Origin of the sequence: Rhizobium sp. WSM4643, assembly GCF_025152745.1 — a bacterium.
Taxonomy (GTDB): Bacteria; Pseudomonadota; Alphaproteobacteria; order Rhizobiales; family Rhizobiaceae; genus Rhizobium; species Rhizobium leguminosarum_I.
The window spans coordinates 1,881,857-1,908,133 of record NZ_CP104040.1 but is presented as its reverse complement, the minus strand read 5'-3'; the positions used below and the strand labels follow the sequence as shown (position 1 = coordinate 1,908,133).

27 protein-coding genes and 3 pseudogenes are annotated in these 26,277 nt (G+C 60.1%); 12 read left to right on the top strand and 18 right to left on the bottom strand.

Annotated features, from left to right (window positions below):
• Positions 1-5 precede the first annotated feature (5 nt).
• Positions 6-932 (top strand): 5-dehydro-4-deoxyglucarate dehydratase, encoded by a 927-nt coding sequence (gene kdgD, locus N1937_RS09725; protein ID WP_260058467.1) that lies wholly within the window; start codon positions 6-8, stop codon positions 930-932.
• A 200-nt stretch (positions 933-1,132) separates the two neighbouring features.
• On the opposite strand, the gene N1937_RS09720 is transcribed toward kdgD, so the two are convergent.
• The 8 genes and pseudogenes from N1937_RS09720 to N1937_RS09685 form a co-directional block, all read right to left on the bottom strand.
• The gene (locus N1937_RS09720; protein WP_260058466.1) at positions 1,133-1,636 is read right to left on the bottom strand and encodes an AAA family ATPase; all 504 of its coding nucleotides are present in this window, start codon (positions 1,634-1,636) and stop codon (positions 1,133-1,135) included.
• Between the two features lie 234 nt (positions 1,637-1,870).
• Complete coding sequence (locus tag N1937_RS09715; RefSeq protein ID WP_260058464.1) at positions 1,871-2,371, bottom strand: GFA family protein; 501 nt, start codon at positions 2,369-2,371, stop codon at positions 1,871-1,873.
• An 85-nt stretch (positions 2,372-2,456) separates the two neighbouring features.
• Positions 2,457-3,052 (bottom strand): annotated as a pseudogene (locus N1937_RS09710) (hypothetical protein).
• A 156-nt stretch (positions 3,053-3,208) separates the two neighbouring features.
• Complete coding sequence (locus N1937_RS09705) at positions 3,209-3,586, bottom strand: hypothetical protein (protein ID WP_260058462.1); 378 nt, start codon at positions 3,584-3,586, stop codon at positions 3,209-3,211.
• Positions 3,587-4,258: 672 nt separating this feature from the next.
• A complete protein-coding gene (locus N1937_RS09700; protein WP_260058461.1) occupies positions 4,259-5,332 on the bottom strand; it encodes an ABC transporter ATP-binding protein in 1,074 nt (357 codons plus the stop codon).
• Between the two features lie 22 nt (positions 5,333-5,354).
• Positions 5,355-6,203, bottom strand: a complete 849-nt coding sequence (locus N1937_RS09695; RefSeq protein WP_003539503.1) for a carbohydrate ABC transporter permease — start codon at positions 6,201-6,203, stop codon at positions 5,355-5,357.
• Positions 6,196-7,134, bottom strand: a complete 939-nt coding sequence (locus N1937_RS09690) for a carbohydrate ABC transporter permease (protein ID WP_170263061.1) — start codon at positions 7,132-7,134, stop codon at positions 6,196-6,198. Before N1937_RS09690 ends, N1937_RS09695 begins: the two co-directional genes overlap by 8 nt.
• Positions 7,135-7,213: 79 nt before the next feature.
• Complete coding sequence (locus N1937_RS09685) at positions 7,214-8,518, bottom strand: ABC transporter substrate-binding protein (RefSeq protein WP_162118656.1); 1,305 nt, start codon at positions 8,516-8,518, stop codon at positions 7,214-7,216.
• A gap of 198 nt (positions 8,519-8,716) precedes the next feature.
• Here N1937_RS09685 and N1937_RS09680 point away from each other — a divergent pair, with 198 nt between their 5' ends.
• The 6 genes from N1937_RS09680 (at position 8,717) to N1937_RS09655 (ending at position 15,376) form a co-directional block, all read left to right on the top strand.
• The gene (locus N1937_RS09680) at positions 8,717-9,916 is read left to right on the top strand and encodes an ROK family transcriptional regulator (protein ID WP_260058456.1); all 1,200 of its coding nucleotides are present in this window, start codon (positions 8,717-8,719) and stop codon (positions 9,914-9,916) included.
• A 33-nt stretch (positions 9,917-9,949) separates the two neighbouring features.
• Positions 9,950-11,050 (top strand): Gfo/Idh/MocA family protein, encoded by a 1,101-nt coding sequence (locus N1937_RS09675; protein WP_260058454.1) that lies wholly within the window; start codon positions 9,950-9,952, stop codon positions 11,048-11,050.
• Positions 11,051-11,068: 18 nt separating this feature from the next.
• Positions 11,069-11,710, top strand: coding sequence for a ThuA domain-containing protein (locus N1937_RS09670; RefSeq protein WP_003539493.1), 642 nt, complete (start codon positions 11,069-11,071; stop codon positions 11,708-11,710).
• A 255-nt stretch (positions 11,711-11,965) separates the two neighbouring features.
• A complete protein-coding gene (locus N1937_RS09665) occupies positions 11,966-12,826 on the top strand; it encodes a tyrosine-type recombinase/integrase (protein ID WP_011654197.1) in 861 nt (286 codons plus the stop codon).
• 13 nt (positions 12,827-12,839) lie between these two features.
• A complete protein-coding gene (locus N1937_RS09660) occupies positions 12,840-14,018 on the top strand; it encodes an IS91 family transposase (protein ID WP_260058446.1) in 1,179 nt (392 codons plus the stop codon).
• Positions 14,019-14,427: 409 nt separating this feature from the next.
• A protein-coding gene (locus N1937_RS09655; RefSeq protein ID WP_162115351.1) for an IS630 family transposase occupies positions 14,428-15,376 on the top strand; the annotation gives its coding sequence in 2 pieces (ribosomal slippage) (positions 14,428-14,763 and positions 14,765-15,376; 948 coding nt in all).
• A 51-nt stretch (positions 15,377-15,427) separates the two neighbouring features.
• Here the strand turns inward: N1937_RS09655 and N1937_RS09650 are convergent.
• The 3 genes and pseudogenes from N1937_RS09650 to N1937_RS09640 all read right to left on the bottom strand — a co-directional run.
• Complete coding sequence (locus N1937_RS09650) at positions 15,428-16,735, bottom strand: IS4 family transposase (RefSeq protein WP_222351084.1); 1,308 nt, start codon at positions 16,733-16,735, stop codon at positions 15,428-15,430.
• A gap of 216 nt (positions 16,736-16,951) precedes the next feature.
• Positions 16,952-17,428: a DUF2938 domain-containing protein gene (locus N1937_RS09645; protein WP_260058445.1), complete on the bottom strand. Its 477-nt coding sequence runs from the start codon at positions 17,426-17,428 to the stop codon at positions 16,952-16,954.
• 135 nt (positions 17,429-17,563) lie between these two features.
• Positions 17,564-17,653 (bottom strand): annotated as a pseudogene (locus N1937_RS09640) (MarR family transcriptional regulator); the annotation flags it as partial.
• Between N1937_RS09640 and N1937_RS09635 the strand changes: the two are divergent.
• Positions 17,642-17,976 (top strand): annotated as a pseudogene (locus N1937_RS09635) (FAD-dependent monooxygenase); the annotation flags it as partial. The pseudogenes N1937_RS09640 and N1937_RS09635 sit on opposite strands and share 12 nt — an antisense overlap.
• 97 nt (positions 17,977-18,073) lie before the next feature.
• Here N1937_RS09635 and N1937_RS09630 read toward each other — a convergent pair.
• From N1937_RS09630 to N1937_RS09620, 3 genes are all read right to left on the bottom strand, one after another.
• Positions 18,074-18,340, bottom strand: coding sequence for a hypothetical protein (locus tag N1937_RS09630; RefSeq protein ID WP_260058443.1), 267 nt, complete (start codon positions 18,338-18,340; stop codon positions 18,074-18,076).
• Positions 18,340-18,510, bottom strand: coding sequence for a hypothetical protein (locus N1937_RS09625; protein ID WP_162039352.1), 171 nt, complete (start codon positions 18,508-18,510; stop codon positions 18,340-18,342). The genes N1937_RS09630 and N1937_RS09625 overlap by 1 nt, the downstream gene beginning before the upstream one ends.
• 127 nt (positions 18,511-18,637) lie before the next feature.
• A complete protein-coding gene (locus N1937_RS09620; RefSeq protein ID WP_017964218.1) occupies positions 18,638-18,895 on the bottom strand; it encodes a DUF982 domain-containing protein in 258 nt (85 codons plus the stop codon).
• A gap of 440 nt (positions 18,896-19,335) precedes the next feature.
• Between N1937_RS09620 and N1937_RS09615 the strand changes: the two genes are divergently transcribed.
• Positions 19,336-20,163, top strand: a complete 828-nt coding sequence (locus N1937_RS09615; protein ID WP_162118661.1) for a nickel-binding protein — start codon at positions 19,336-19,338, stop codon at positions 20,161-20,163.
• Between the two features lie 282 nt (positions 20,164-20,445).
• On the opposite strand, the gene N1937_RS09610 is transcribed toward N1937_RS09615, so the two are convergent.
• Positions 20,446-20,736, bottom strand: a complete 291-nt coding sequence (locus tag N1937_RS09610; protein WP_017964215.1) for a DUF982 domain-containing protein — start codon at positions 20,734-20,736, stop codon at positions 20,446-20,448.
• Between the two features lie 276 nt (positions 20,737-21,012).
• On the opposite strand from N1937_RS09610, the gene N1937_RS09605 reads away from it, so the two are divergent.
• A complete protein-coding gene (locus tag N1937_RS09605; protein ID WP_260058440.1) occupies positions 21,013-21,447 on the top strand; it encodes a hypothetical protein in 435 nt (144 codons plus the stop codon).
• Positions 21,448-21,595: 148 nt separating this feature from the next.
• On the opposite strand, the gene N1937_RS09600 is transcribed toward N1937_RS09605, so the two are convergent.
• Positions 21,596-22,075, bottom strand: coding sequence for a hypothetical protein (locus N1937_RS09600; protein WP_222291208.1), 480 nt, complete (start codon positions 22,073-22,075; stop codon positions 21,596-21,598).
• 275 nt (positions 22,076-22,350) lie between these two features.
• Here N1937_RS09600 and N1937_RS09595 point away from each other — a divergent pair, with 275 nt between their 5' ends.
• Positions 22,351-23,088 (top strand): hypothetical protein, encoded by a 738-nt coding sequence (locus tag N1937_RS09595; RefSeq protein ID WP_170258048.1) that lies wholly within the window; start codon positions 22,351-22,353, stop codon positions 23,086-23,088.
• An 18-nt stretch (positions 23,089-23,106) separates the two neighbouring features.
• Here N1937_RS09595 and N1937_RS09590 read toward each other — a convergent pair whose 3' ends face one another.
• Positions 23,107-24,600 carry an FAD-dependent monooxygenase gene (locus tag N1937_RS09590; protein ID WP_170258047.1) on the bottom strand — a complete coding sequence of 498 codons (1,494 nt, stop codon included), beginning with the start codon at positions 24,598-24,600 and terminating at the stop codon, positions 23,107-23,109.
• A gap of 658 nt (positions 24,601-25,258) precedes the next feature.
• Between N1937_RS09590 and N1937_RS09585 the strand changes: the two genes are divergently transcribed.
• Entirely contained in the window at positions 25,259-25,486 is a 228-nt protein-coding gene (locus tag N1937_RS09585) for a hypothetical protein (protein WP_017964209.1), read from the top strand.
• Between the two features lie 74 nt (positions 25,487-25,560).
• On the opposite strand, the gene N1937_RS09580 is transcribed toward N1937_RS09585, so the two are convergent.
• Positions 25,561-25,764 carry a CsbD family protein gene (locus tag N1937_RS09580; protein WP_026154138.1) on the bottom strand — a complete coding sequence of 68 codons (204 nt, stop codon included), beginning with the start codon at positions 25,762-25,764 and terminating at the stop codon, positions 25,561-25,563.
• Between the last annotated feature and the right edge of the window lie 513 nt (positions 25,765-26,277).

The following is a 26,277-nucleotide window of genomic DNA, read 5'->3' as shown; positions in this document are numbered from 1 at the left end:
ACTTCATGATGAACCCGATTGAATTGAAGAAGGCCGTCGGTAGTGGTCTCCTGTCGTTCCCCGTTACGCATTTCGACGACCAACTGAAATTTGACGAAGCGAAGTACCGCCGTCATGTCGAGTGGCTTTCCGGTTATGACGCTGCTGCACTGTTTGCCGCCGGCGGCACCGGTGAATTCTTCTCGCTTAATCCGGCCGAGATTCCGCAGGTGATCCGGGCGGCCAAGGCGTCGGCGGGCAAGACGCCGATCATTTCGGGAACCGGCTACGGCACGTCGCTCGCCATCGAGATCGCAGTCGCGGCCGAGAAGGCCGGCGCGGACGGGCTGCTGCTGCTGCCGCCCTATCTGATGTTTGCCGAGCAGGCGGGTCTCATCGCCCATGTCAAGGCGGTCTGCCAATCGGTCGGCATCGGCGTCATCGTCTATAATCGCGACAACGCCATTCTGACCGCCGACAGCATCGCGCGCCTGGCAGAGGAATGCCCGAACCTGATCGGCTTCAAGGACGGCGTCGGCGATGTCGACAAGGTGATCGAGATCACCACCCTGCTCGGCGACCGTCTCGTCTATGTCGGCGGCATGCCGACCCATGAGGTTTATGCCCAGGCCTATTTCGCGGCAGGCGTGACGACCTATTCATCGGCCGTCTTCAACTTCGTGCCCGCGCTTGCCCAGCGCTTTTACGGCGCCTTGCGCACCGGCGACCAGGCAACCGTCGACGAGATCCTCAAAGGCTTCTTCTTCCCCTTCGTCGCCTTGCGCAACCGCAAGAAGGGATACGCCGTCTCGATCATCAAGGCCGGCCTTCGCGTCCTCGGGCAGAATCCCGGCCCCGTACGCCCGCCTTTGACGGATCTTTCCCAGGACGAGCTGGCGCTGCTGGAAAAGATCGTCCAGGCCAACGGCGTCACACGGATCGCGGCGGAATAATATATCGCGGCAGTCGGCCGCCGGGATGGCCCGGCGGCGGTCCCGTTCGCACGAACAACGGACATCGGCTCGGCTTGGATAGACGACCGCTATGGGGCCGGAAGCGGCGCGTCTGTTGCGCTGTCGCCTTACGCGAAATCAACGAGCTGGTCCGGACCCGCTTACTACGCAGACTGAGAACACCCTGGCGCTGTGGCGTTTCATGTAAGGGCGGCGATGGCTGGATGGGTTTGCCGATCGTAAAACGCCAATTCCTCGGCGGTTGGCGGCTCGAACAGTTTCGACCACCTAAGCAAGTCCGCCCGCGAGATGTCGAACGTGCCGACTGGAAGCTCGGCATTTCGCCGGGAGACCCGGTCCCAAAGCTCATCAAAGGGAACGTCGAGGAAGCAGAGGACGACGCGGGCACCAGCTGCGCGAGCTTCCTCCCGGCAGGTGTTGCGTTCTGCCCGTGACCACACTCCCCAATCCACGACAACGTTGCACTGAAGCCCGATGGCACGCAGCGCGATCTGCCATTGTAGGCTCTCGACTCTACCTCGGCACGGACCAGTTTCGGCTTCCAGGGTAGAGATGCCGGGGTAAAGCTTGTGCATCCACTCGTCTCCAGTCAAACGGAGGGCAGATGCTTCATGTTCGATTGTCTTGGCGAGCGACGTCTTCCCCGAACCGGGAAGACCGCAAGTGAGGTAGAGCGTGGGCATTGGAAAATCTCTGATTTTGGCTTGGCAAGTGGAAGTGGCCCCGCGGTGTCGTGCAGGACTGCGCTTCGCTCAAAGCCGCAAGGCGCGGCCAATCAGAGGTGTGTTGCCATAGCTATCTTGTAGGACCGCTCTGCTCGGGGGTCAAGACGGAGCGGGAGCCGGGCCGGAAGCTGACGGGCTGCTCGGAAATAGCGGCAACGGACAGCGCCGCACCGGAAACCGCCGGAATAGGACTCAGCCGTCACGCCCCCTCACCGCCCATGAGGTGGTGTCGTGATCGGGGTGCTGGTTGCTGCTCTCCTTGATCGCCGCGGCCCAGTCGGCGCCGTTGTTTTCGGTCGCACCGGTATTTTCTATGCCCGTGATCGTATCGAACCATGCCACCATATTCTCGGTGCAGGTATTGGCAAGCGGCGAGAAGGCGTGCGGATCGTCAAGCGAACCGATCATCAGATTGGTGCGACCGTTTTCGAGGTGGTGGAAGAACAATGGTGTGCCGCAATTGGCGCAGAAGCCGCGCTCGACAAGCTCCGAGCTCTTCCAGACGCTCGGCTTGCCGCGCGTCCAGGTGAGCGCATCATCGGGCGCGGCGACGAGCGCGGCAAAGACGTTGCCCGAGGCTTTCTGGCACATGCGGCAATGGCAGAGATGCGAATTGTCAAGCATAGCGGTTGCGTGGTAGCGCACGGCACCGCACTGGCAGCCGCCGCTCACCTCCATCTCGATGCGTTTCATTTTTTCTCCTCCTTCAAGAGGCGGGTTTGGGCTTTATCTCTTTTATGTTTTCGTCTTTTGAGCAAGTGGGAGCCGGTTATCCTCCCTATTCATTGGCCACCGAGTAGGCAGCAGCGAGTTCCTTCACCAAAGCTTCAAGGGCTTCCGGGTAAGCTACGTCAACACACTGAAGTTTGGCGTCTCGCGCTGTCTCTAACATTTCCCTCTTGTCGCGGATCGAAGCTCGACAAATTTCTCGATGATCAAAGCCGCCGATTGAGTGGCGTCCTTGTAGCCGGCTTCTTCCATCATGCGGGCACGTAAGAAGTCGTCTTCTGCGTACAGAAACACGGTTCTGACGAGGTTTGGATCGAGTTTCGTCATATACTCTGGCCGCAGTGCCGACCCTTCAAGTATGAAGGGCTTCAAAAGCCGCCTCTGGTTTTCGATGATCTGACATATGTACGGCCACATATTCTCGTGATGAACCTTCAAAAACCAATGCACTGTATCGTCAGAGAGACGTGAATAATATTCAGCTACCTGGGGACGGAGCGTCGGCCACGGTCTACCGGGGTGGCGGCCCAGTTTGTCGGTGGAAATGAGTTCCCTACCAAGCGAGACAGCCAAGCTCTTCGCCAGTGTGGATTTTCCAACATGCGAACTGCCTCCGATCAAAATCCCCAAGTGGTGTTGCTGCATTCTCTGACCTCCAATATCGCGATCAATTGGCAACTAATATTCGCAGTGAATGACCAATCTCGACTAGCTGCCATAGCGCTCCACGGCCGGTGGCGTTTGCCATGCATGCGGAGCCAACTGACAGTCTTCGGTGTGCGTCTGGGGATGGCCGCGTCGTCAAACAAGAACAGCCTCCAACATGCGGCGATTGCGGAGTATCCAGGCCGCACTCTTTGTTCTCCACGTTATTGCCCAGAGTGGCTCAGGGTTCGTACTTTCCGCCGTGACGCTGGATTCGATTGCCTGTGCCGCTGCATCGAGCACTGCGAATTCGATCAACTGGTCGATGAACCCGCTTCGAGCATTCCGTGCCAGGCCATATCCGTCGAGCAGCATGCGGACTTGTCGTGCCCTCGCTGTTGCCGAACCGAGGCCCACCTTTTCCGCGATGTCATCATCATAGAGCTGAGCGTTCAACCAGCATGCCTGCACCAGTTCGATATCCTGGCGCACTGGACCGGCAACTTCCCAATCAAGCCAAACCACGGTCGCCAAACGGCATCCTTCGGAACTGAAAATGAACTGGTGGCGTCGTGCAGTCGTCTGAGCATATCCCCCAACCGGGGAAGTGCGTCGTCGGCCCAAGGCCCGGGATGAAGAATTTCACCCTCAATGAATGATAAAGTTTCGCGTCCTTGCTCGTCGAAACCTCGGCCTATCACCCGCGGTGCTTCAGAAAAACCGGAGCGCTCAAGATGCTGCAGAAGACTGATGACCGTATGAGACCATGGACCTGATGCGCGAAAGACCACGCTGCTGCGTCGCGAAACGCGGGTACGCCCGCCGCCGTCCAATGAAGTCTCTTCTTCCATGCGGAACGTATACCTTAGAGAGCGCCTAGCGGCGAAATCGCCGGATCATTCAGGTAATTTCGGCCGCCACAGTTCATGCTGACGATCTCGAACCACTCCAGGCGATCGTCGCTGATGCATGCAATGAGCTGAAGATTTCCGGAGTTATGTGGCAAATACCACCAATGGCAGTTTATGGTCTAGGGAGCAGAGACCTTAGTCTCGCCGCCGGAACGCGTGAATAGCTGTCCTTCACCCTAACCTTACCGGGGTAGAGCCACAGGTCTCGCCCCGGCAAAGGTGCCGGCAGCCGGATGAGCGGCTGGTTTCGGCAATCTCCGGGGCCGAGGATTCGCATGCCCCAAGGCTGCCGCTCCTAGAGCGCCACGCCAGTACCTCGGTCGAAGACGTGCACCTGATCACTCGTAATACTTGCCTCGAAGACGGCGCCGTAGCGGGCGGGGTATTCGCCGTCGACGATGGCGGTCACCTGCTGTCCGGCGAGGTCGAAGACGACATGGGTCTGGGCGCCTGTCGGTTCCACCAGCATCGTCCGGCCGGCGAGCGGCGTGCCGGCGGCAACACCTGGAATGAGATGTTCGGGGCGCAGGCCGATGGTGACGGCCTGGCCGGCCTTGACCTTTCGGTCGGGCGCGATGCGGATCGCCGTGCCGTCGCTGAGGCGGGCGGCGGGTTCACCGTTTTCGCCGTCGACCGTGCCTTCGAGCATATTCATCGCCGGCGATCCGATGAAGGCGGCGACGAAGAGATTGGCAGGCTTCCTGTAGAGTTCGAGCGGTGTCCCCTGCTGTTCCACCCTGCCCTGATTGAGCACGACGATGCGGTCGGCAAGCGTCATCGCTTCGATCTGGTCGTGAGTGACATAGATCGAGGTTGTCCTGACCTTCTGGTGCAGCGTCTTGATCTCCGAGCGCATCTGCACGCGCAGCTTGGCATCGAGGTTGGACAGCGGCTCGTCGAACAGGAAGACGGCGGGATTGCGCACGACGGCACGGCCCATGGCGACGCGCTGGCGCTGGCCGCCGGAAAGCTGGGCCGGCTTGCGGTCGAGCAGATTGCCGAGATCCAGCATGCGGGCGGCTTCGGCCACCCGGGCTTCGATCTGCGGTTTGGCAACGCCGGCGAGCTTCAGATTGAAGCCCATGTTTTCAGCAACCGTCATGTGCGGATAGAGTGCGTAGGATTGGAAGACCATGGCGATGTTGCGTTCGCGCGGCGTCATGGCGTTGACGACCTTGCCGCCGATGGCGATCTCACCATCGGTGATCTCCTCGAGGCCGGCGATCATCCGCAGCAGCGTCGATTTTCCGCAACCGGACGGCCCGACGAGGGCGACGAATTCGCCATCCTCAATATGAAGCGAGATGCCGTGAATAACGTCGATGGCGCCATAGGTCTTGCTGATATCGGTGAGTTCAACGGATGCCATGATTGCACTCCAACGGTTCGGCTCAGGACTTCACGGCGCCGGCGGTCAGACCGGCGATGATGTGTCTCTGGGCGACGAAAAAGACGATGATGGTGGGAAGGATGGTCAGCGTGATGAAGGCCAGCACCAGCTGCCATTCCGTGCCGTACTCGCCGCGATAGACCATGATGCCGAGCGGCCAGGGATATTTCGATTCCGAGTTCAGCATGATCAGCGGCAGGATGTAGCTGTTCCAGCTGCCGACGAAGGAAATGATGCTGACGGTGGCGACGATCGGGCGGGAGAGCGGCAGCGAGATATGCCAGAAGAAGCGGAGATAACCGCAGCCGTCGACGAAGGCCGCCTGAAACAATTCTTCCGGAAGATTGCGGAAATAGTTTCGAAACAGCAGGATGCTCATGCCGAGACCGAAAGCCACCTGCGGCAGCACCACGCCCCAATAGGTATCGAGCAGGCCGAGATCGCGGATGCGAATGAACAGCGGCAGGATCGCGGTCGCCGCCGGAAACATCAGGCCGAGTAGGAAATAATTCAGCAGGAAGGACGATCCGAAAAAGCGGACATGGGCAAAGGCGAAAGCCGCCATCGACGAGACGATCAGCGTCAGGAGGACGGTGAGCGACGCGATCACCAGCGAATTGCCGATCTGCAGCCAGTAGCGTTCACCGAAGAGGATATCGGTGTAATTCGCCCATTGCCACTCCGTCGGCAGGCCGAAGGGATTGGTGCGCAGGTCGCCCAGCGTCTTGAAGCCGCCGAGCGCCGTCGTCAGCAGCGGCACGAGCACGATCGCGGCAATCAGGCTCAGCGACACGTAGAGATAGACGCGCGTGGACGTGCTCATGCGGATGGAGGAGCTCATATCAGTCATGGCGCATGAATATCCTTTTGTAACCGAAAGCGAGCGTCACGCAGATGATGAAGAGCACCACGCCGACGGCGCTGCCGAGGCCGACCTGCATGCGCATGACGCCGTAGGTGTAGAGGAAGGTGACCATCGTCTGGGTGGAGTTGGACGGCCCGCCGCCGGTCAGCGGCATGATCATGTCGAAGAGCTGCAGCGAGCCGACGACGGCAAAGAAGATGGAAAGACGCAAGGTCGAGCCGAGCAGCGGCAGCGTCACGTAACGGAACTTCTGCCAGCCGGTGGCGCCGTCGATTTCGGCTGCCTCCAGCACGCTCTTGTCGACGGATTGCAGGCCGGCGATGAACAGCATCATGTGGAAGCCGAAATATTTCCAGACGATCACCCCGAGCACGGCATAGATCGCCACGTCCTTGTCGGCGAGCACGTAAGGATTGGCGAAGCCGAAGAAATTGGAAACGGCGGCAAACAGGCCATAGTCGCCATCATAGACGAAGCGCCAGATGAGGCCCGCGGCAACGTCCGCCAACACATAGGGCAGGAAGAAGATGAGGCGGTAGCCGACGACACCCGGAATGCGGTGCGCCAACATGGTGGCCAGCCAGATGGCGAGCGGCACCTGAATGCTGATCGAGATGACGATGATCAGGCCGTTATTGACCAGCGCCTGCGTGAAGGCCGCATTTCGAAACAGAACCTGGAAATTGCGCAGCGCGATGAACTCGGTCGGCGTGCCATAGCCGTTCCACTTGTAGAGGCTGTACCAGGCCGCCTCGCCCATCGGCATTATGACGAAGAGCGTGAAGAGCAGCAGCGCCGGCGGCAGAAAGATGAGCAGCACCGTCAGCCGGTCGTGGGCGACCGAGCTTTTCCGGTTTGCGGCCCGTCTTGCCGGCCTTGCGGCCGATGTCATCGAGGGTACTGAAATATTGGCCATGGGTCCTGCTTTCGTTCGTCGGCAGCAATGCCGGCGCTCCACTTGATCGCGAGCGCCGGGAAGGCTCTGCGGGCGCTGGTTATTGTTCCAGCTCGAAAGCGTCCTGGATCATCTGGGCACCGTCCTTGGAATTCATCTGGCCGGAGACGATTTCCACGGAGACGTCGTTGACGACACGGCCGACGGCCGCGCCGAGATCCTGGTCGAAGAAGTTCTGATGCCAGGTCGAACCGGCAAGCTGTTTTGCCGATTCGGCGAGCAGCGGATTGACGACGCCGTCATCGGCGCCGACGGCAACGGGAAGCAACATGCCGGCCTTGGCCATCGCCCGCTCGTTTTCCGCATTGGTGAGGAAGGCGAGGAAATCGAGCGCTTCCTTGGAGGCCTTCTTGGTGACGGCCCAGCCGTTCAGGCCGCCAAGCGTATCGGTCGGTTTACCGGCGCCGCCTTCGACCGTCGGGAAGACGAAACGGCCGATATTGTCTGATGAAAGCCCCTTGCCGTCGCCGGCATTCTTGCGCTGGTTGGCCTCGGTCGCTTCAAAGCCGAGGATCATCGCAGCCTTGCCGTCGCCGAAAACGCCGAGCGTCTGCGGCCAGGTCGCACCGAGATAGCCGGGCTGGAACGGCTCGAGCTTGCCGAGTTCGGCGAGGTCGTCGCCGGCCTTGATGATAGCGGGATCAAGGAAACCTTCGCCCTCGCCGTTCTTGGCCGCTTCGAACACCTTCTGGCCGCCCTCGCGCATGACGAGATAGCTCCAGTAGAAATGGATAGGCCATTTCTCACCACCGCCGCCGGCGATCGGCACGATGCCGGCCGCCTTGATCTTCTGAACCGTGGCGAGAAAATCGCTCCAGGTCTTGATGTCTTCGGCTTTGACGCCCGCCTTGGCAAACAGCGTCTTGTTGTAGAAGAAGCTGACGAGACCGACCTTGTAGGGAATGGCCCAGGTCTTGCCGTCGAAAGTCAGGCCATCGACCGAAGCCGGGGTATAGGCGCTGCGCAGCTTGCCGCCATCGCCATCAAGCGCTGCCGTCACATCCTGGAGCGCGCCGGTTTCGGACTGCTGCTTCAACACGCCGCCGCCCCAGCTGAAAAAGAAATCCGGCACGTCGTCGGACTGGAGCAATGTCGGAAGCTTGGCCTTGAAGGCCTCGTTTTCGAGGAACTGCATCTGGATGTCGACGTCGGGATGCTGGGCTTCGTATTTCTTGACGATGTCTTCCCAGGCCGCGACGTTTTTCGGGTCGAGCTCGAGATGCAGCCATTTCACCACCGTCGTCGCCGAGGCGGCGCCCGCTCCCGCCAACAACAGGCCGGCTGCCGCAGCCATGGATACAATGCGCCTGCCGCCGAAAGCGGCGTTCTTCAGCATAAAATTCATTGATTTTCCTCCCAGGGGTCTATCCTCACAATTTTTCCCCTATGCGGATTAATTCAACGGAGCTTTGCCCGGATGTCAACCCAATCGCTGCTATTTTTACCAAACACGCTTGACAGGCCCACGGGATTGCCTGCTATTTATTTCGTAACCCGTTAAAAATATTGGGTTCCGCCCAACAAACGATGCCGGCTATTTTTTATGAAGACCGCAGATCCAGAATTGATGCGCGCGATCAATCGCTTGAACGTGCTCGATACCATCCGGCGCCATGGTCCGATCTCGCGCATCGAGATCAGCGAACGCACCGAGCTTTCCACCACCACCGTTTCCGCCATCACCGCGTCGCTGCTCGACGACGGGCTGATCCTGCCGCGCCATGAAGGCGACATCCGCAACGAGGCGGTGCGCGGCAGGCCGCGCGTGGCGCTGGAGCTCAATCCGGATGCCGCCCGCGTGGTGGGCGCCAAGATCGCCGCCAACAGGATGGTCTTCATCGTCACCAATTTCCGCGGCGACGTGCTGTCGAAGCTCGCCTTGCCGATCCGCATCGACCGGCAGCCGATCGGCGTCATCGCCGATCTCGTCGAGGACGGCGTCAGGCGTTGCGTCGTCGATGCCGGGCTGTCGCTCGAGGATGTCGACAGCGTCTGCCTCGGCTTTCCCGGCGTCATCGAGCACCGCACCGGCTATATCAGAAGCAGCCCGATCTTTCGCGACACCAACGTCGATTTCGCCGCCGAGATGTCGACGCGGCTGGCAACGCCGACCATCGTCGAAAGTGATGCGCACGCCATCACGCTTGGCCATCACTGGTTCGGAAAGGCGCGTGATCTCGAGGATATGGTATTGATTTCGCTGGAACAAACGTTGGGGCTCGGCGTGCTGCACGGCAACAGCCTGTTTCGCGGCGCCGGCGGCCTCAGCCACAATCTCGGCGACCTCGTGCTCGGCATGGGGCCGAACGGCGTCATCCGGCTTTTCAGCCAGGCCGGCGAAAGCGCCATCCTCGGCGAACAACCAGCCGACGGGCGTTTTGCCGAAGCGATCCGGCTCGGCCGCGGCATGAACCATGCGCAGGCGCTGATCAAGGCCGATGACGACCGGCTGATAAGCGCCGCCATCCGCGCCGGCGAAGCGGTGGGATTGACCATCGCCAACATCGTCACGCTGTTTGCGCCGCCCCGCGTCATCCTTGTGGGCTCGAGCCTGGCGCTTGGCGAACCCTTTCTGAACAGCCTGCGCGATGCCTATGCGCTCGCCATTCCGCCCTCGCTGAAGGGGGTGAGCGAACTCGTCTTCGACGATTCGAGCGATGATTTCTGGGCGCAGGGCGCGGCTGCCGTGGCGCTCTACGAGCTTTACGAATCGCCCTGGAGCACGACCGGGCCGGCGCTCTGACGGGCGCCACAATCACAATCAATGGAGGAATTCATGGAGAGAGTCGGTATCGGCATCATCGGATGCGGCAATATTTCAGGCGCCTATCTCACGGCGATGGCATCCTTTCCCATTCTCGACATTCGCGGCGTTGCCGATCTCAATCGGGAGTTGGCCGAGGCGAAGGCTAAGGAATTCAACGTTCCCGCCCGATCGATCGAAGAGCTTTTCGCCGATCCGAAGGTCGAGATCATCGTCAATCTGACGATCCCGAAAGCCCATGTCGCGGTCGCGCTGCAGGCGCTCGAGGCCGGCAAACATACCTATTCGGAAAAGCCGCTCGGGATTAATTTCGCGGAAGGGAAAAAATTGGCGGATGCCGCCAAGGCGAGGAATCTGCGCATTGGTGCTGCCCCCGACACCTTCCTCGGCGGTGGCCACCAGACGGCCCGCGCGCTGATCGACCAGGGCGTCATCGGCCAGCCGGTCGGCGGCTCGGCGAGCTTCATGTGCCCGGGCCATGAGCGCTGGCATCCGAACCCGGACTTCTATTACGAAGTCGGCGGCGGGCCGATGCTCGACATGGGTCCCTATTACATCACCGATCTCGTCAATCTTCTCGGACCGGTTTCGCAAGTTGCGGGTTTTGCGACGACGCCGCGCGCCGAACGGCTGATCACCAGCGAACCGCGCAATGGCGAGCGCATTCCCGTGCATGTGCCGACCCATGTCACCGGCATGATGGCCTTTGCCAACGGCGCCGTCGTCCAGATCGCCATGAGCTTCGATGTCGCCGGCCACAAGCATGTGCCGCTTGAGGTCTACGGCACCGAAGGCACGCTGATCGTTCCCGATCCCAACAAGTTCGCCGGCCCGGTGGAATATCTGAAGAAGGGTGGGCCGTTCGAGGACCAACCGGTCACCGCGCCCTATGCCGACGGCAACTACCGCTCGCTCGGCGTTGCCGACATGGCGCATGCGATCCGCTCCAACCGGCCGCACCGCGCCAATGGCGACCTGGCGCTGCATGTGCTCGAAGTCATGGAAGCCTTCCACACCGCCGCTGCGACCGGCCGGACAGTGGCGATATCAACGGCAGTGGAGCGCCCTGCCCCCTTGTCCCAATCCATCGTCGACGGACGGCTGGCGAAATAAGTTTCAGGAGGAAAGACTATGCGTGAAGCACTGATCGTCTGGGGCGGCTGGAGCGGGCATGAGCCGCAGGAGTGCGCCGAAATCATCAAGACCATGCTCGAGGAAGACGGTTTCAAGGTCTATCTCGAACACGGCACCGAGGCGCTTGCCGACCCTTCCGTCCATGATCTCAGCCTCGTCGTGCCGATCATGACGATGTCGAAGATCGAGAAGGAGGAGGTCAAGAACCTCGCCACGGCGATCGAAAGCGGCGTCGGCATCGCCGGCTATCACGGCGGCGCGGGCGATGCCTTCCGCGATTCCGTCGACTACCAGTTCATCATCGGCGGCCAGTGGGTGGCTCACCCCGGCAACATCATCGACTATACCGTCAACATCACACGGCCTGACGATCCGCTGATGGAGGGCATCGCCGATTTCCCCTATACGTCAGAGCAATATTACATGCATGTCGACCCCTCGAACGAGGTTCTGGCGACGACGAAGTTCACCGGCGAACACGCCTACTGGATCGACGGCGTCGTCATGCCCGTCGTCTGGAAACGGAAATACGGCAAGGGCCGGGTCTTCTATTCCTCGCTCGGCCATCAGGCCAAGGAATTCGACGTTCCCCAGATGAAGACCATCTTCCGCCGCGGCGCCAACTGGGCGGCGCGGTGAGGCGAGGCTGTTCGGTTCGTGGGTATCCAAGAAAGGCCCCTCCCCAACCCCTCCCCACAAGGGGGAGGGACTAACCCGGAGCGCCCACCTCGTTCTTCTTGAAACGTCGCAGATCTAGAGCGTATCCGGATTTAGTTGAATCGGAAGGGATTGAACGAAGCCGCTTTCGCGGCACTTGGAGTGCGGGATTTGCATGATGCGCTTCTGATTTGAAGGATTGGGCTGTTTTAGCCAACCTTTGAACAGGAGATGACGATGACAGAGATAAGCCCGCTGCGCCGGCGCATGATCGATGACATGACGATCCGCAATCTTTCGCCAGCGACGCAACGATCGTATTTGCATGCGGTGACCAAGTTCTCGCGTTATTTCGGGCGATCGCCAGACCGTCTTGGACTGGAAGACGTGCGCGCGTTTCAGGTGCATCTGGTATCATCGGGCCTATCGTGGCCGGCCTTGAACCAGACAGTTTGTGCCCTGCGGTTCTTCTTTGGCGTCACGCTCGGTCATGGCGAGATACCGGAGCGCATTGCCTATGCCCGGACACCCGCCAAGCTTCCGACGATCCTAAACGGCGACGAGATCGTGCGGTTTCTGGAAGCAGTTCCGAGCCTGAGAACCCGCACCGCACTGACGACAGCTTATGCAGCGGGGCTGCGCGCCTCGGAAGCTGTCCATCTCAAGGTCCGCGACATTGATGGCGAACGCGGCATCATCCGTGTCGAGCATGGCAAGGGCGGAAAGGATCGCAACGTCATGCTGTCAGCGCAGTTGCTCGCGATCCTGCGGGTCTATTGGCGGCTGGCGAGACCCGAGGTCTGGCTGTTTCCAGGCCGGGACGAGACCAAGCCCATAGACGTCCAGGTTCTGTATTCTGCCTGCCGTTCGGCGTGCACTGCTGCCGGCATCGATAAAAGGGTGACGGTCCATACGCTGCGTCACAGCTTTGCCACCCATCTTCTGGAAAGCGGAACCGACATCCGCATCATCCAGGTCTTGCTCGGCCACAACAATCTGTCCACCACGGCACGCTACACGAAGGTTTCCAATACCCTGATCCGCAGCACGACCAGCCCGCTCGACCGGCTGACGTTGGAGGTGGTGCCGCCAGGCTGAGTATAGCTTCGCCATGGCGGCGGGACTGGAGGTGGCGGACATTTTTCGCCGCCACGGGGAAAGATATCGTCAAACACACGACGCTCATCTCGGGCGTGTCGAACGCCGGGTCATGAGTGCGGTCGAGATGTGCCGGACCGCTCGCCTGGGCGGGCATGTCCAGCAATGTCAGGACTGCGCGACGCTCCGCATCGCCTACAATTCCTGCCGCAACCGGCATTGCCCGAAGTGCCAGGGACAGGCGAGCCGTGACTGGCTTGCCGCGCGGCAGGCCGACCTTCTGCCGGTCGGCTATTTCCACGTCGTCTTCACCCTACCGCAGCAGATCGCCGCAATCGCCTTCCAGAACAAGAATGCCGTTTACACGATCCTGTTTCGCGCCGTCGCCGAAACGCTGCGCAAGCTTGCTGCGGATCCCAGACATCTGGGTGCGGAGATCGGCTTCATCGCGGTGCTGCACTCCTGGGGACAGAACCTCCATTATCACCCGCATATCCATTGCATCGTGCCGGGCGGTGGGTTGTCATTCGACCAGTCCCGCTGGGTTGCTTGCCGGGCAAGCTTCTTCCTGCCCGTGCGGGTTCTGTCACGCCTGTTCCGGCGGCTGTTTCTCGACGAGCTGAAGCAGGCCTACGAGAACTGGGCCAACTTCGGTTCTTCGGCGACATCGCCAAGCTTGGCCGATCCAGCCGCATTCAATCGCACTGTCAAAGAAGCGCGGCGTGTCAACTGGATCGTCTACGCCAAGCCGCCCTTTGCCGGGCCCGAACAGGTGCTGGCCTATCTCGGCCGTTACACCCATCGCATTGCTATCTCCAATTCCCGCCTCGTCAGCATCGATGGAAACAAGGTCACCTTCCGATGGAAGGATTATCGAACGGGCGGCAAGCAGAAGGTGATGACGCTCGATGCTCACGAGTTCATCCGCCGTTTCCTGCTTCACACGGTTCCGGACGGCTTTCATCGCATTCGTCATTATGGTCTGCTTGCCAATGGCCATCGGCAATTGAAGCTGGACTTGTGCCGCAGCCTGCTCAACGTCCCAACGCAGGAGCAGCCGCTCGAACAGCCGGACGCAAAGCCACCACCTGTGGCGCACCGCTGCCCCTGTTGTGGCGGAAGGATGAGCATCCTCGGCACCTGGAAGCCGCATCAACCAACCTGCCGGTCAGCATGGAACGACAGTTCATGATCATATCAGACGCAGCATCATTGCAACGATCAGCGTCGGCATGTCGAAGGACCGCGAGGGGAGTGCTTTGGCTAAATGTGCCGACGCGACATGAGACGCAACGGCCCCAAGGGTTCGGTCGATGCAAACCGACCAACAGGCTCGTCAACGACACCGCAATGACCGCTAACAATCTCCTTCCAGACCTGTCCACGCGTTCCGGCAGGACTCGATCCTGCCAAATGCCATCCACCGCTTCGGCTAAATCCCCATAGTGCCAAACAACCCGCGCCTTCGCTCAATCCGGCTTCAATGAGGTCCGATCAGTGAATGCCGCATGCCCAGCGCCCGGACCTCACAGAACCCTCCAGATTCCGTTTTTGTGTGTTTTGTGATTCAAGATGCTGGCTGGAGTGGAGGCCAGCATCGAATGACGCGACCTCTTTCCAATGATCTTCGTGAGCGTGTTGTTGCTGCAATCGAAGCCGGTGAGAGCTGCCGGTCGGTTGCGGCGCGGTTCGGTATTGCCGTGTCTTCAGCGGTAAAGTGGTCGCAGCGTTATCGTTCGAGCGGATCTGTCGCGCCTGGGAAGATGGGCGGCCACCGCAAGCGGGTTCTGGAGCCGCATCGGGCGTTTATCGTGGAGCGGATCAACCAGACGCCGCATGTGTCACTGCACAGGTTGAAGGAAGAGCTGGCCGCGCGAGGGGTGAAGGTATCCCACGATACGGTATGGCAGTTCCTGCGGCGTGAGGGATTGCGGTTCAAAAAAAACACTGTTCGCCCTTGAGCAGGCGCGCGCTGACGTCGCGCGACGGCGACAGCGCTGGCGATCCTGGCAGGCTGGCCTCGATCCAAGACGGCTGGTCTTCATCGATGAAACCTGGATCAAGACCAACATGGCGCCGCTTCGAGGGTGGGGGCCGAAGGGCAAACGCCTGCGCAGCTTCGCGCCGCACGGACATTGGCGCACCCTGACTTTCCTCGGCGCGTTGCGCTGCGATCGGCTTACCGCACCCTGTGTCTTCGATGGACCGATCAACGGTGAGTGCTTTCGCGCCTATGTCGAGCAGCAACTCGTACCGGTGCTCAAACCCGGCGACATCGTCGTGATGGATAATCTCGGCTCCCACAAGTCGGTCGCCATCCGTCAGATGATCCGCAACGCTGGTGCTCGGCTCTGGTACTTGCCGCCATACTCCCCCGACCTCAATCCGATCGAACAGGCTTTCGCCAAAATCAAGCACTGGATGCGCCTGGCTCAGAAGCGAACCATCGATGACACCTGGCGCCACATCGGACACCTCGTCACAACCATCGAGCCCAGCGAATGCAGCAACTACTTCGACAATGCCGGATACGCTTCCGTCAAAACCTGAAACGCTCTAGAAAGCGGGTGCGGCATCTTAGCCCCTCCCCCTTGTGGGGAGCTAGGGCATATACATATCTCGCAAAGCCCATCCATCGGCGACGGCTCGAAAGTATTTGAGGCCGTTGAAGAAGGTGATTGGGCCCGGCGGCTTGGCCGAGGCGTAGCCGTTCCAGCCGCCGAGCTTGGCGATGATCCAGGCGGCCCAAGCCAGCGAGGCCTTAGAGTGGGGATTGGACTGCAGCTTGGTTGTGCCCTTGAAACGGCTTTCGAGGGCGGCGAGGGTATCGATCTCGGCTGCCGTGAAGGTCAGGCTTGCCGGCTGGTGATCGCCGCCGCTGCGGGCTTGGACGAGCTGGAGGACGATTGCTGCGGCCTTGGCGGCGATGGCGACGAGCTTTTCCAGCCGTGCCGCCAGATGCAACTGGCTGTCCTCGATCTTGAAGCCTTGGTTCTTCATCACCCGAAAGAACTGCTCGATCATCCAGCGCTGCTTGTACCAGGCGACGATCTGCCAGGCATCGGCCGGGCTGCTGAGCCAATGGGTGGTCAGGAGCAGCCAGTGCAAGGGCTCGACACCGTCGGGGGCGGCCGGTTCAACGATCTCGACCCAGCTCAGCCTGACGCCATCGGGCAGGCCGGCCTCGCGCAGGTTTTGCGGCCGCCGGATCGTCGCTTCGCCGAAGCGCAGGCACACCGTCGCCTGCCGCGCCGGACGGTCGGCGCGCTCGCGCAGATCAATCGTCTGAGTATCGCAAAACGCCACCGTTTCGACCGCGCGGCGCAGTTTGGAACCGTCGATGAGCGCATGGTCATGCATGACGCGCGACAAAAGATCGAAGCGCCGATCGGGCAGGCGCGCCCACATGATGAAGAAGTCACCCTCCCGGTCGGCGATCGCCGTGACCCGGGCCGCACGCGAAAGCACCAGTTTGGCCGCCTCTGCCGTCTCCACCCAGCGCCGCGATTCCTTTTCGTTCAACGGCCGCTCGGCATGCGGCGTAAGCTCTTTGCTACCCCGCGTCCAGACCCGGCCGCCCACCAGGCCAAGGCAGCTGCCGGTGTCGGCATCGAGCGCCAGCATCGGATGCAGCAAAAGGCCAAAGCAATTGCCTTTTTTGATCTTGCCCAATTCCCGCCGGCTGTCCGGCGTCGTCGCAAACTTGATCTCGCTGGTGTCCTGCAGCGCCAGCACGTGGCGACCCTCAACCGCAGACCGGGTCTCCTGGCTCCAGCCGGCAATGATCTCTTCCACGCTCACCGCACTGTTGTTGAGAAAACGCCCGAACCGGATCTCCTGCGAATGGTTGCCCTCGGCCAACTGGCGAAGGCAAACCGTCTCGCGCAGCACAATGCGACGGAGCAGCACCGCCCCCCTTTATCGAGACGACGATCTCCAAACCGGCCCAACGAAAAATCATGCCCTACATCCATCGGCGACGCTCCCAAATCAAAACGTCGCCAAAACAATCATACAGCCCGCAGTAAAGGAATCCGACCCCCGCAAACCGAGTCAATCCGTCGCACCGACTTATGTATATGCCCTAGCTTGTGGGGAGGGGTTGGGGAGGGGTTTTGGCTGATCTCAGCCGATGATCAACGCCGTCCCATAAAGCCCCAGCGCGAAAACAGTGTGAGCCAGCAGATTGAAGCACCGGACCTTGTTCGGGGTCGGATGTTTGGAAGCGGCCCAGCCGATGCCGAGGCCCGGCTGCAATAGGAACCACCCTGCCCCGACGGTGATGATGCCGAAGATCCAGGCGGGTAGAAATGCCGGAGTCGCCAGCCAGGCCGAGCCCATGATGATGGCGAAGATCACCCCATAGAGGATGCCGACGGCGTAGTGGCCGGTCCAGCCGAGCGCCAATTCACTGCCATAGGGCTCGGCATCGGCAATGCTCTCGTGAAAGACCTTGCCGCGGCCAAGGTGCCAGAACCAGCGTCCCACAGGTGCCCAGTTGGGCGCCGCCTGGCCGAACCGGGTGAGCAGGATCGCCCAGAGGTCCATCAGGATGGTTGCGCCGGCGCCGATCACCAGGCCGCGCCACAGAATGTCGAACATTGGGAATCACCGGAAAACGTTGCGATTGCACGACGCTACAAGATCATCGCCGACGCGCCGGCGCAATGGCTCCGATGAATTCAAAGGCCACATTCCGGAGTGATTCAGAGGCTAATCCGCCTGCGGTTCGCCCTCGCCCATCCGCTCGCGGGCGATATCGATGCGATCGGTCATTGCCTTGCCCTTCGGGCTGATGACCGCCTCGCGCACGCGGCGGTCGGCGGACAGGGCCTGAATACCAGCGTTCAGGACGCCTATAATCTCGGATGGAAACTGGCGGCGGTTGCTGCCAGCCCCCCTGACGCGCTGCTCGACAGCTATGAGGAAGAGCGCCGCCGCCGTGCTCGGTCTGGCGACCAATCTTCTCGACGCCATGAAGCGCGGCAATATGCGGGCGCGGCCGTGATGTGCATCAACTCGATATCGGCTATCCCAATTCCTCCCTCGCGCTGGAAAAGCCGGAGCGGAACGCCGGCCTGCTTGCGGGCGACCGTGCGCCCGATGCGCCGCTCAAAGCTGTCGCCGGCCAGCCGACGCGTCCGTTCGAAAGCGTTGCGGCAGATCCTTCGAGGCTCCGCCCGATGGGCAACGTATAAGGATGAGGAGCATTAGAGGTGCCGCGCTATAAACGGGGCACACGGATCTTTAGAGGGCATCCCGCTCGTATCGCGGCGCCCATCCGCGGGCCATCCCGCGGCTCATCACGCTTTCCGCCAGCGCCAATTGCTGGCGGAGATGTTTGCAGTCATCGAGCAGCGAGCGTATCGCCGCCTTGGCATTGTCGTCATGCCAGGCAAGCACGGCTTCGACTTCCCAAGCTTGATCTGGCCAGGCTTGATCGGGCCAGGTTTGATCAGGTCCAGTTTGTTCGGGTCGAGGCCGATTGGGTTCCAAGACTTTTGCCGGCTGCATCAGTTCAGCGCCAACGGCAATTGCACAGGGCGCGGCAATGGCGGCAGCGGCCGGCTGAGTTCGACCTTTCTCTGCCAGGCGGCGCGCCGCTGTTGATCCCGCTCGCGGGCTGCGCGGGACGCTTCGACGAGCGCGAGGGCGTTGGCGATCACCTGTTCCGTGTGCGTCATGATCATCTCCAATGTTCCTGTTTTGTTCTACGTTAGAACTTCGGCAGGAAAAGTCAAGCGTTTGGATGATATGGCTTTGAGGACGGGTGTGGTCAGGCGGAGGCTGGGGTCGAGGCGAGCCAGATACTCAGTCGGCCGCTTCTATGACGGCGATGCCGGCCTCCTGTGCTGCCCTGATGAAGGCCGCCCGCACGTGTTCCGGTGGGAGATCGCCGATGATCGCATCCAGGCACGACTTGACGGCCTCGAAATACTCTTCACCGTCGTCTACCGGCCAGTCGCGCAGCAGCGTGCGCGCGGCGTCCCACACGGAGTTAATAACGGCATAATGGCCGATCCCCATTGAGGCCAAGCCAACCGGTCGAAAATGTGCCGTCTGTCTCACTTTGCTACAGCTTTTCCCAATTTCAGTGGAGCTCATGGGTACGATGCAAGTTGCGTGCCGTTGGTAGGCCGCGTCACCAGCCGAAGGGTGGCTTCACGGGATTTGATCTTGGTCAGCGATGCTCGCAGTGTAGGCGTTCCTTTCGTCCCCTCCAGATCCCCTGCAGCCGCTGCTTTCGAGAACATGGAGCCTGAACTGGGATCCTGCGATCAGTCATTAAGCGACTGATTATGGTAAATATCGGGCTTCCCCTCCCAGGCCTGCTGATTAAAACTCAGTCTTTCCTTTTATACTCTACAAGGATTACAGCAACTCATATGCATTGCCGGAAGCAAAAACCCCTATAATCATTCATGGATTGTCCCAGAGGTGGACGGAGTTTCATCCGGGTCGTACAATGCCATCTATCCTGCACGCGGCGGATCTGGGAGGAGCGCGCGATGCCTATCTTCATGGACCGGCACTTTCTTGAAGGAACGTCAGCCGCCGACGTTGCCAGGGCGCATCGCATGGATCTCGATATCCAGGACAAGTACGGCGTCAAATTCCTGACCTACTGGTTCGATCAGCGGCGCGGGACCGCCTTTTGCCTCGTGGATGCACCGGATGCCGAAACCGCGCAATGTGTGCATCGCGAAGCGCACGGCTTCGTCGCCGCCGAGATCGTCGAGGTTGCCTTGTCGGCGGTCGAGGCTTTTCTCGGCCGAATTCACGATCCTGAGCCGGCACCCGGTCAGTCGTCCAGCGACGTCGATCCCGGCCACCGAGCAATCCTCTTTACCGACATCGTCGGATCGACAGCGATGACATCGCGCCTCGGCGACCGGATTGCGACCGAAATGGTCAGAGCCCATGATGCCATCGTGCGCCGATGCCTCAGCCAGAATTCGGGCCGCGAAGTGAAACACACCGGCGACGGCATCATGGCGGCCTTCGCCGCGACAACAGCAGCCGTCGAATGCGCAATGGCGATCCAGCGGGAATTCAAGCGTTACAACGGCGGTAACACCGAACCGATCCACATCCGCATTGGACTGGACTGCGGCGAACCGGTCGAGGACAGCAACGACCTCTTCGGCTCGACCGTGCAACTTGCCGCGCGTCTCTGTGCGGCAGCCTCCAGCGACCAGATCCTCGTCTCGGAGAACATTTTTCGCGAATACGGCGCCGCCGATCTCTTCGCTCACGTAGCGCGCCGACGGTTCAAGGGGTTTTCGAAGCCCATGCTGGTCTTCCGATGCGATTGGGCCAGCGCCGGCCTTGGCTAAGATTTGTCGAGATCCAACACCCGAACAGGCATCTGCCTCTTGGCAGGGCTTGCCGCGCCGCGCGCTTGGTGGCGAAGAAATAGGCGATCATCAAAGCATAGGGCGCAAAACTGTGCCGCGATTTTGCGACAGCGACATGCGTGAAAACAAAGAGCTGAAGACGAAGAGCGAATCTGGAGTTTGCGACCACTTCAGGCCAGCAGACGTTGAGACGAGAACGCACCGCAAAGTGGCGGCGCGTTCTCGTCTGCTATCGGATAGCCTCGTCAAAAGCCTGTCTTGCTAAGCATTGCCCATATGCTCGTTCATCAGCCGCTCGAATTTTGGGCCACCCTCGACCTTCGCCAGCACGCCCGACATCTTGAGGAACCGACGGAAATTCTCGCGTGCAGCGCTCAGCGGGAAACGCCCGTTGGCGGTATCTCTGCACGCCTTCAACAGCGTTTCATATGCCAAACCCCGTTTGTCCTCCGGCCACTCCTCCAGAACATCGAAGATTTCATCGAGGCACGTGACCTCATCGATGAAATGTTGACGATGCAGCAGAATCGGATCAAACCGAGTTGACGACATAGTATCCTCCCATTTATATTACTATTTTATGGCGTAATTCTACTGAAGAACCCCGATTTATTCAAGTCAAAATCAAATTCGCCTGACTATTAACGGCCATGCAACTACTTCCATAACGGCAGAATAGCCCGATCAGACTAGACTGAAGCGAAGTTGATCATCGGCTGAGGTTCGACGCATCACGATTTGAGATTGGTTGATCAATCATACGAATGTTTCGGCTCAGCTGAGCGTGCGTCTAGCGCCTCAGAAGTTTTCGCATAGGCTCGTGTTGGCATGGTAGATTGCCACCATGACAACCTTGCAAGGAGACGTTCAGATGAACCAATTTTTTACGTTGGTAGCGGGAGTGCTGATCGGCGTATCCGCGATCACGTCTTCCTGTACGTCGCCTGCAAGGCAGGATCACCAGGATTATCAATATCAGCGGAATACATCGGTAAACCCGGCATGCGCGGATGGGTTCAGACCCGGCAATGCTCGCTCGTGCAGCTATTGAAAGATTTAGAACCGAAATTGGTTTTGCACCAGGGGCGGCACGCGACAGCAATGGGCCGTTCGGGAACTCCTAACCTGCTTCACCGTTATGTGATCGGGCCACAGTTGGCCCGATCTCAAACAGGAGAACGGTTTCCCATGAACAATTTGATCTGGCTCGTCGGCGCTGTCGTTATCGTGCTCGCGATTTTGAGTTTCTTCGGATTCCGCTGATTGCAGACGTGCTGATGGAATGTGGCGACTGAACCGCGCCTTCCCTTCCCGGCGATCGGATGGAGGACGAATTCCTCCGCGCCGATGATCGATAGGGAGTGGGAGCGCCTCAAACCGCGGAAGCCTTGAGCGGCGTCAAAGCCGTCAATCACCTCTCGCAAAGCTTCGCGAGGTTCTTCTCGAGGCTTCGCCGCAGCGCCTCGGAAATCTCGGTCTGGAGTCCATTGACAACATCGCCGAAGCGACCGCCAGTCTGCACGATCTCGATCGAACTCTCGGCGGTCTTGCAAGTCGCAAGGTCGACCCGCAGATGGACTTCCGCGGTCGCCGAGAACCCGCCTTTGACGAGAGCTTCGTCCGATGTCTTGCAGGCCAGCGTGCCTCGGGCACTGGCCTCCGCAGCGTCGCCATTCACCGACACCTGGAGGTTTTCGATCTTCACGGAATCGAGCTTGTCGACGCCGACCTGCACGGTAATCCCAAAACTCGAGACCTTCGCCTTGAGCGACCTGCAAGGTTGCGCGTCTGCGATGGCCCGCTCCAGCGCATTCGCTGCTTGCGCTTGTGAGAAGGTGAGCGGTTGCAAGACAAGAGCACCTGCCGCAAGCAGGCCCAGCCAATTACGCATCTCTTTCTCCGTTCCGTATAGTCCGATGAGCAGTCCGCGGACGCCCGGCATCATAAGCGTGGAACAAGCTGTCGGCAAAGCAATGCCGGTCGCCGCGACACACCCGACAGACTTGGCAAATTGACCGACACGGCCGGCACCAGCCGCGATGAACCGCCATGTCGAAAATCCACAGAATGACGTGCAAACAGCGCCAAAAGTAGATGATCACCCCCTCGGCCTTCCTTTATCATTAGTGGTTTCGGCCTCCCAAGGCAGATCGTGAAGGAAAATCGATGGATCGCCTTGTTGGCACTGATGAAGCGACGCAATCGGAGAAGCGGGCTGAGAAAGCGGATCGGCCGGAGGGCTTGGCGCGGGATGTTGCGGCCATCAAGATCGGCGACTGTCTGCTGGGTTACAAGGCCGTCCAGCGCCGCATGCGGGCCAGCCGTTGGAACCATTTCCGCGGCCGGATGCGCGAGATCGAAAAACTGATCAGGCATCGTCACGGAGACATTGTGCCCGAGGCCGACGACGCATTGATCTATGTCGAGGTGATCGCCAGCCTCGCCCTGGTCGAATTCAAGAAAGAGTTCGTCGAAGTGGTGCTCGGCTGGGCGGCGCGATGGCTTCCCTGGGCTGGGAAAGGCGACATTGAGGAGGTCATCTACGAGCGGACAAAGGTGCGCTTTTCCCCGTTGTCCGCCGACGCTCTCGGTCATGCTCTGCACCTAAGCTACGTAGAACGGAGCGCCCTCAATATCCGCACCATCGGTGCCTTCGATGTGCCGAAGCGGAAGCGAGAAAAATTGCAAAAGGAAAAGCGGCGGCAGCGAGACCGAAGCCGGAAAGAGGAGCAGCGCCGTGCCGTCGGCGCGCGTTCCAGAGCCGATTATCTCGCCCATTCTTTGAGTGCAGCGCGCCCCTGGGAGGCTTTCGGCATCAGCCGCCGGACGTGGGAACGTCGCGGCAAACCGATGCCGGATCCCGCGACGATATCGGATTGCGGTTCGATCTCGCTCGCCGCCTAGGTCGGAGCTTCTCGGCCTTTAGCAGGGTGGTCCGAACCAGCTATTCACAGCCTCTTGCAAACCATCCTGCATCCCGTTACCCGCCCACGCCACATATCCATCGGGCCGGATCAACACTGCGGTGGGCGCGGAGACCGCACCCAGCGCAGGCAGCTCCCATGCACCGTCATATCCGGCGTCGACCAGCGTGATGCGGTCAGACCACGGCGCGATGTCGAAGCTGCCGGGCGCGTCGAGGTTCAAGAACACAGGCCGCGCATCTTGGAGCAGCGTAAAGAGACGCAGAGGACCATCAGGTGTGGTGAGGTCAAGGTCAGGCATGCGGCGGCCGAGCAGCGGATGCCCCTCACCGAGGTCGTAATGGATACCAAGTCCCGACATTTCGGCCGCGATCCGTTTGCGCGGTTCCTCCATGCCAAGCAGCTCCGTCACGATGTCTCGCAAGGCTTCGGTGCGATCGTCGGTCCGCTGCAACGCGACCTGCGCCATCGTGGTGCGCAACACGCGGGCGGCAACCGGATGCCGCTCGGCGTGATAGGTGTCGAGCAAGGCTTCGGGCGACGTGCCTTTTACCACCTGGGCCAACTTCCAACCGAGATTGACGGCATCCTGCACACCGGTATTCAGGCCTTGTCCGCCGACCGGAGAATGCACATGGGCGGCATCGCCGGCGAGGAGTACCCGGCCCTTGCGGTAGGCCGTTGCCTGCCTGGACATGTCGGTGAACCTGGAAATCCAGTTGACGCGATGGAGTCCGTAATCCGTTCCGAAGGCGGCGATAAGTGCGTCCCTGAGATCCCCGAGGGTCGGCTCGGTCCTGGCGCCGGCATTCTTCTCCGGCACCATTACGCCGACCGGACCTTCCTTGGCAAAGACGATCTTGCCGTCGTGGATTTCATACTCCTCCCTGCCAAAGGCATAAATGCCAAGGGCCGTGCGATGGATGCCCAATGGCGGCTCCTCTTCCATCTCCACTTCGGCGAGAATGTTGCTGGTCGTCGGATCCCATCCTTCAAACGCAATGCCTGCAGCCTTGCGAACCAGACTGCGGCCGCCATCGCAGCCGACGAGATAGCGTGCCTTGAGCGAAGCGCCATTGGATAGCTCAATGGTGACGCTGGTGTCGTGCTGCGCAAAACCCGTTACCTCAAGGCCGCGATGGATCGGCACCTCGAGCTCGCCGACCCAGCCGGCCAGAATGCGCTCGATATGCTTCTGCCTCAACGCCAGCCCGTAATTGTGCCGGGTCGGAAAATCGCTGATGTCCAGACGTGTGACCGCGAACCCCGTGACCTGGGCTATCTGCCCTTCCGCAAGGAACCGGTCGACAACGCCACGCTGATCGAGAACCTCGAGCGTGCGCGCACTCAGACCGCCGGCACGCGTACCGGCAAGCTCCTGGTTGGGTCGGCGCTCGACAATGGCGACGTCGACGCCTGCCAAGGCAAGCTCGCCTGCCAGCATCAGGCCCGTCGGCCCTGCCCCTGATACCACGACTGCATGTTCCCTCATCCGCAGACTCCCTTATTTCAATTGTTCCAATGCGATCTCTCAGGGTCTAATGAGACCTCGTCTCACTGCACCGCCCCGATCTCATCGGTCCTGCGCAGCTGGCCATTTTCTCTGTCGCAGGTTGTTCTACCTATAATTATAAACCTCATACTGGTTGGAAGGACTTGCGACAGGATTCCTGGCTTGCTCTCTAAAGCCATGTTCTTTGCCACTTGCAGGTCTCTTGCTGTGGAGCTTGAGCTTTTCAATACGACCTGACCGGGTGGGCGCCGGATCTGGCAGGCGCCCACCCGGGGTCGTTCCTCTCGAAGGGGATCAATCAATTGCGGAACGACGTATCTTACTGCGGAGCCGGAGCTTTTTGCGGAATCGTATCGGCCGCTGGTCGCTCAGACGGATCAGCGGGATGGCCATAGATTGTGTACACGGCCCCCGCCAGCACCCCCAAAAGGAGGAGCGCGGCTACGTACAACATCATGCTACGGATTGCCGTCTTTGGTGTCTCGTCCATTGGGGATCTCCAGGATTACTCAACGGTCAAATTCAATGCGGGCGCTGTTGGTTCCGAGGTGGAGGTTGTTCAGGTGAGTAGCCACTCACGGAACGATCAGGTCCGGATCTGGTTTAACCAATATGCTCATCGCTAGCGGAGGCCATCATGTGGGCAATCCTGACCGGAGCCGCACTCATCATCGGCGGACTTCTTTTTCTCTTTACGTCGGCGCTTGGTCGAAGACCGAGTAATCCGCATCAAATGCCGCAAGGCGGCACCACGCTGGAACCACGACGCCAGGGCCTCAGATTCCTCGGCGTGTCGCAAAACTGGCCAGCGCTGGCCATAATCGCGATCGGCGCACTTCTTCTGGCTTTTGGCGGATATTCATGACATCCGACAACCCTTGACGGCACTAGCTCCTTCCACAGCAAAAACCCGGCTTTCACCGGGTTTTTGTTCAGGCACTACCAAGTCTGGCGACTGGTCCAGTCATCGATGTCGCGTCTGACACGATCCTTTTGGAGGCCATACCGCTCCTGGATCTTGCCTTCCAGCTGCTCGCGCTTGCCCGCGATCTGGTCGAGATCATCGTCAGTGAGTTTGCCCCACTGCTCCTTGATCTTGCCCTTCGCCTGCTTCCAGTTTCCCTCGACACGATTCCAATCCATGGTCGATTTCTCCTGTCTGTTGATGAGGAGAAAACGGAGCGCAGCGGAATTTGGTTCCTGTGTCATAGTCGATTTCATAAACCATCGCGCTATCTGCATCGACGCTCGTAGACGACATCCAAGGCCATGCTCGCCAACAGTTGATCGCCATCGGCCTCAATCTATTCCGAGAGCCTCCCGAAGCAGCGGGACGACTGCCTAACTGATTATAGATCCTTCACTTGCCGCCGCCCTGCGACGCCTTTTAGCCTGTTGCATTTCGGCGTTTGAGCAAATGGGACCTATCGTGCCGACTCTAATGCGGAGATCATCTTTTGACCGCGGCGGCGAAAGCCGTAGCAGGCAAGAAAGTCCCTCGGCTCAGGCTGTCGCTTTGACCCGCCATTGGGCAATCCAGGGGCCCAGCGCAGGAGCCCTCCGATTCGCGTTTTCTAGCCATCGCGGTGCCAGTGAGTGCATCTATAATCATCATCTTATATGGAATTCTCTTTAAAGATAATTTGGCCAAGCCGA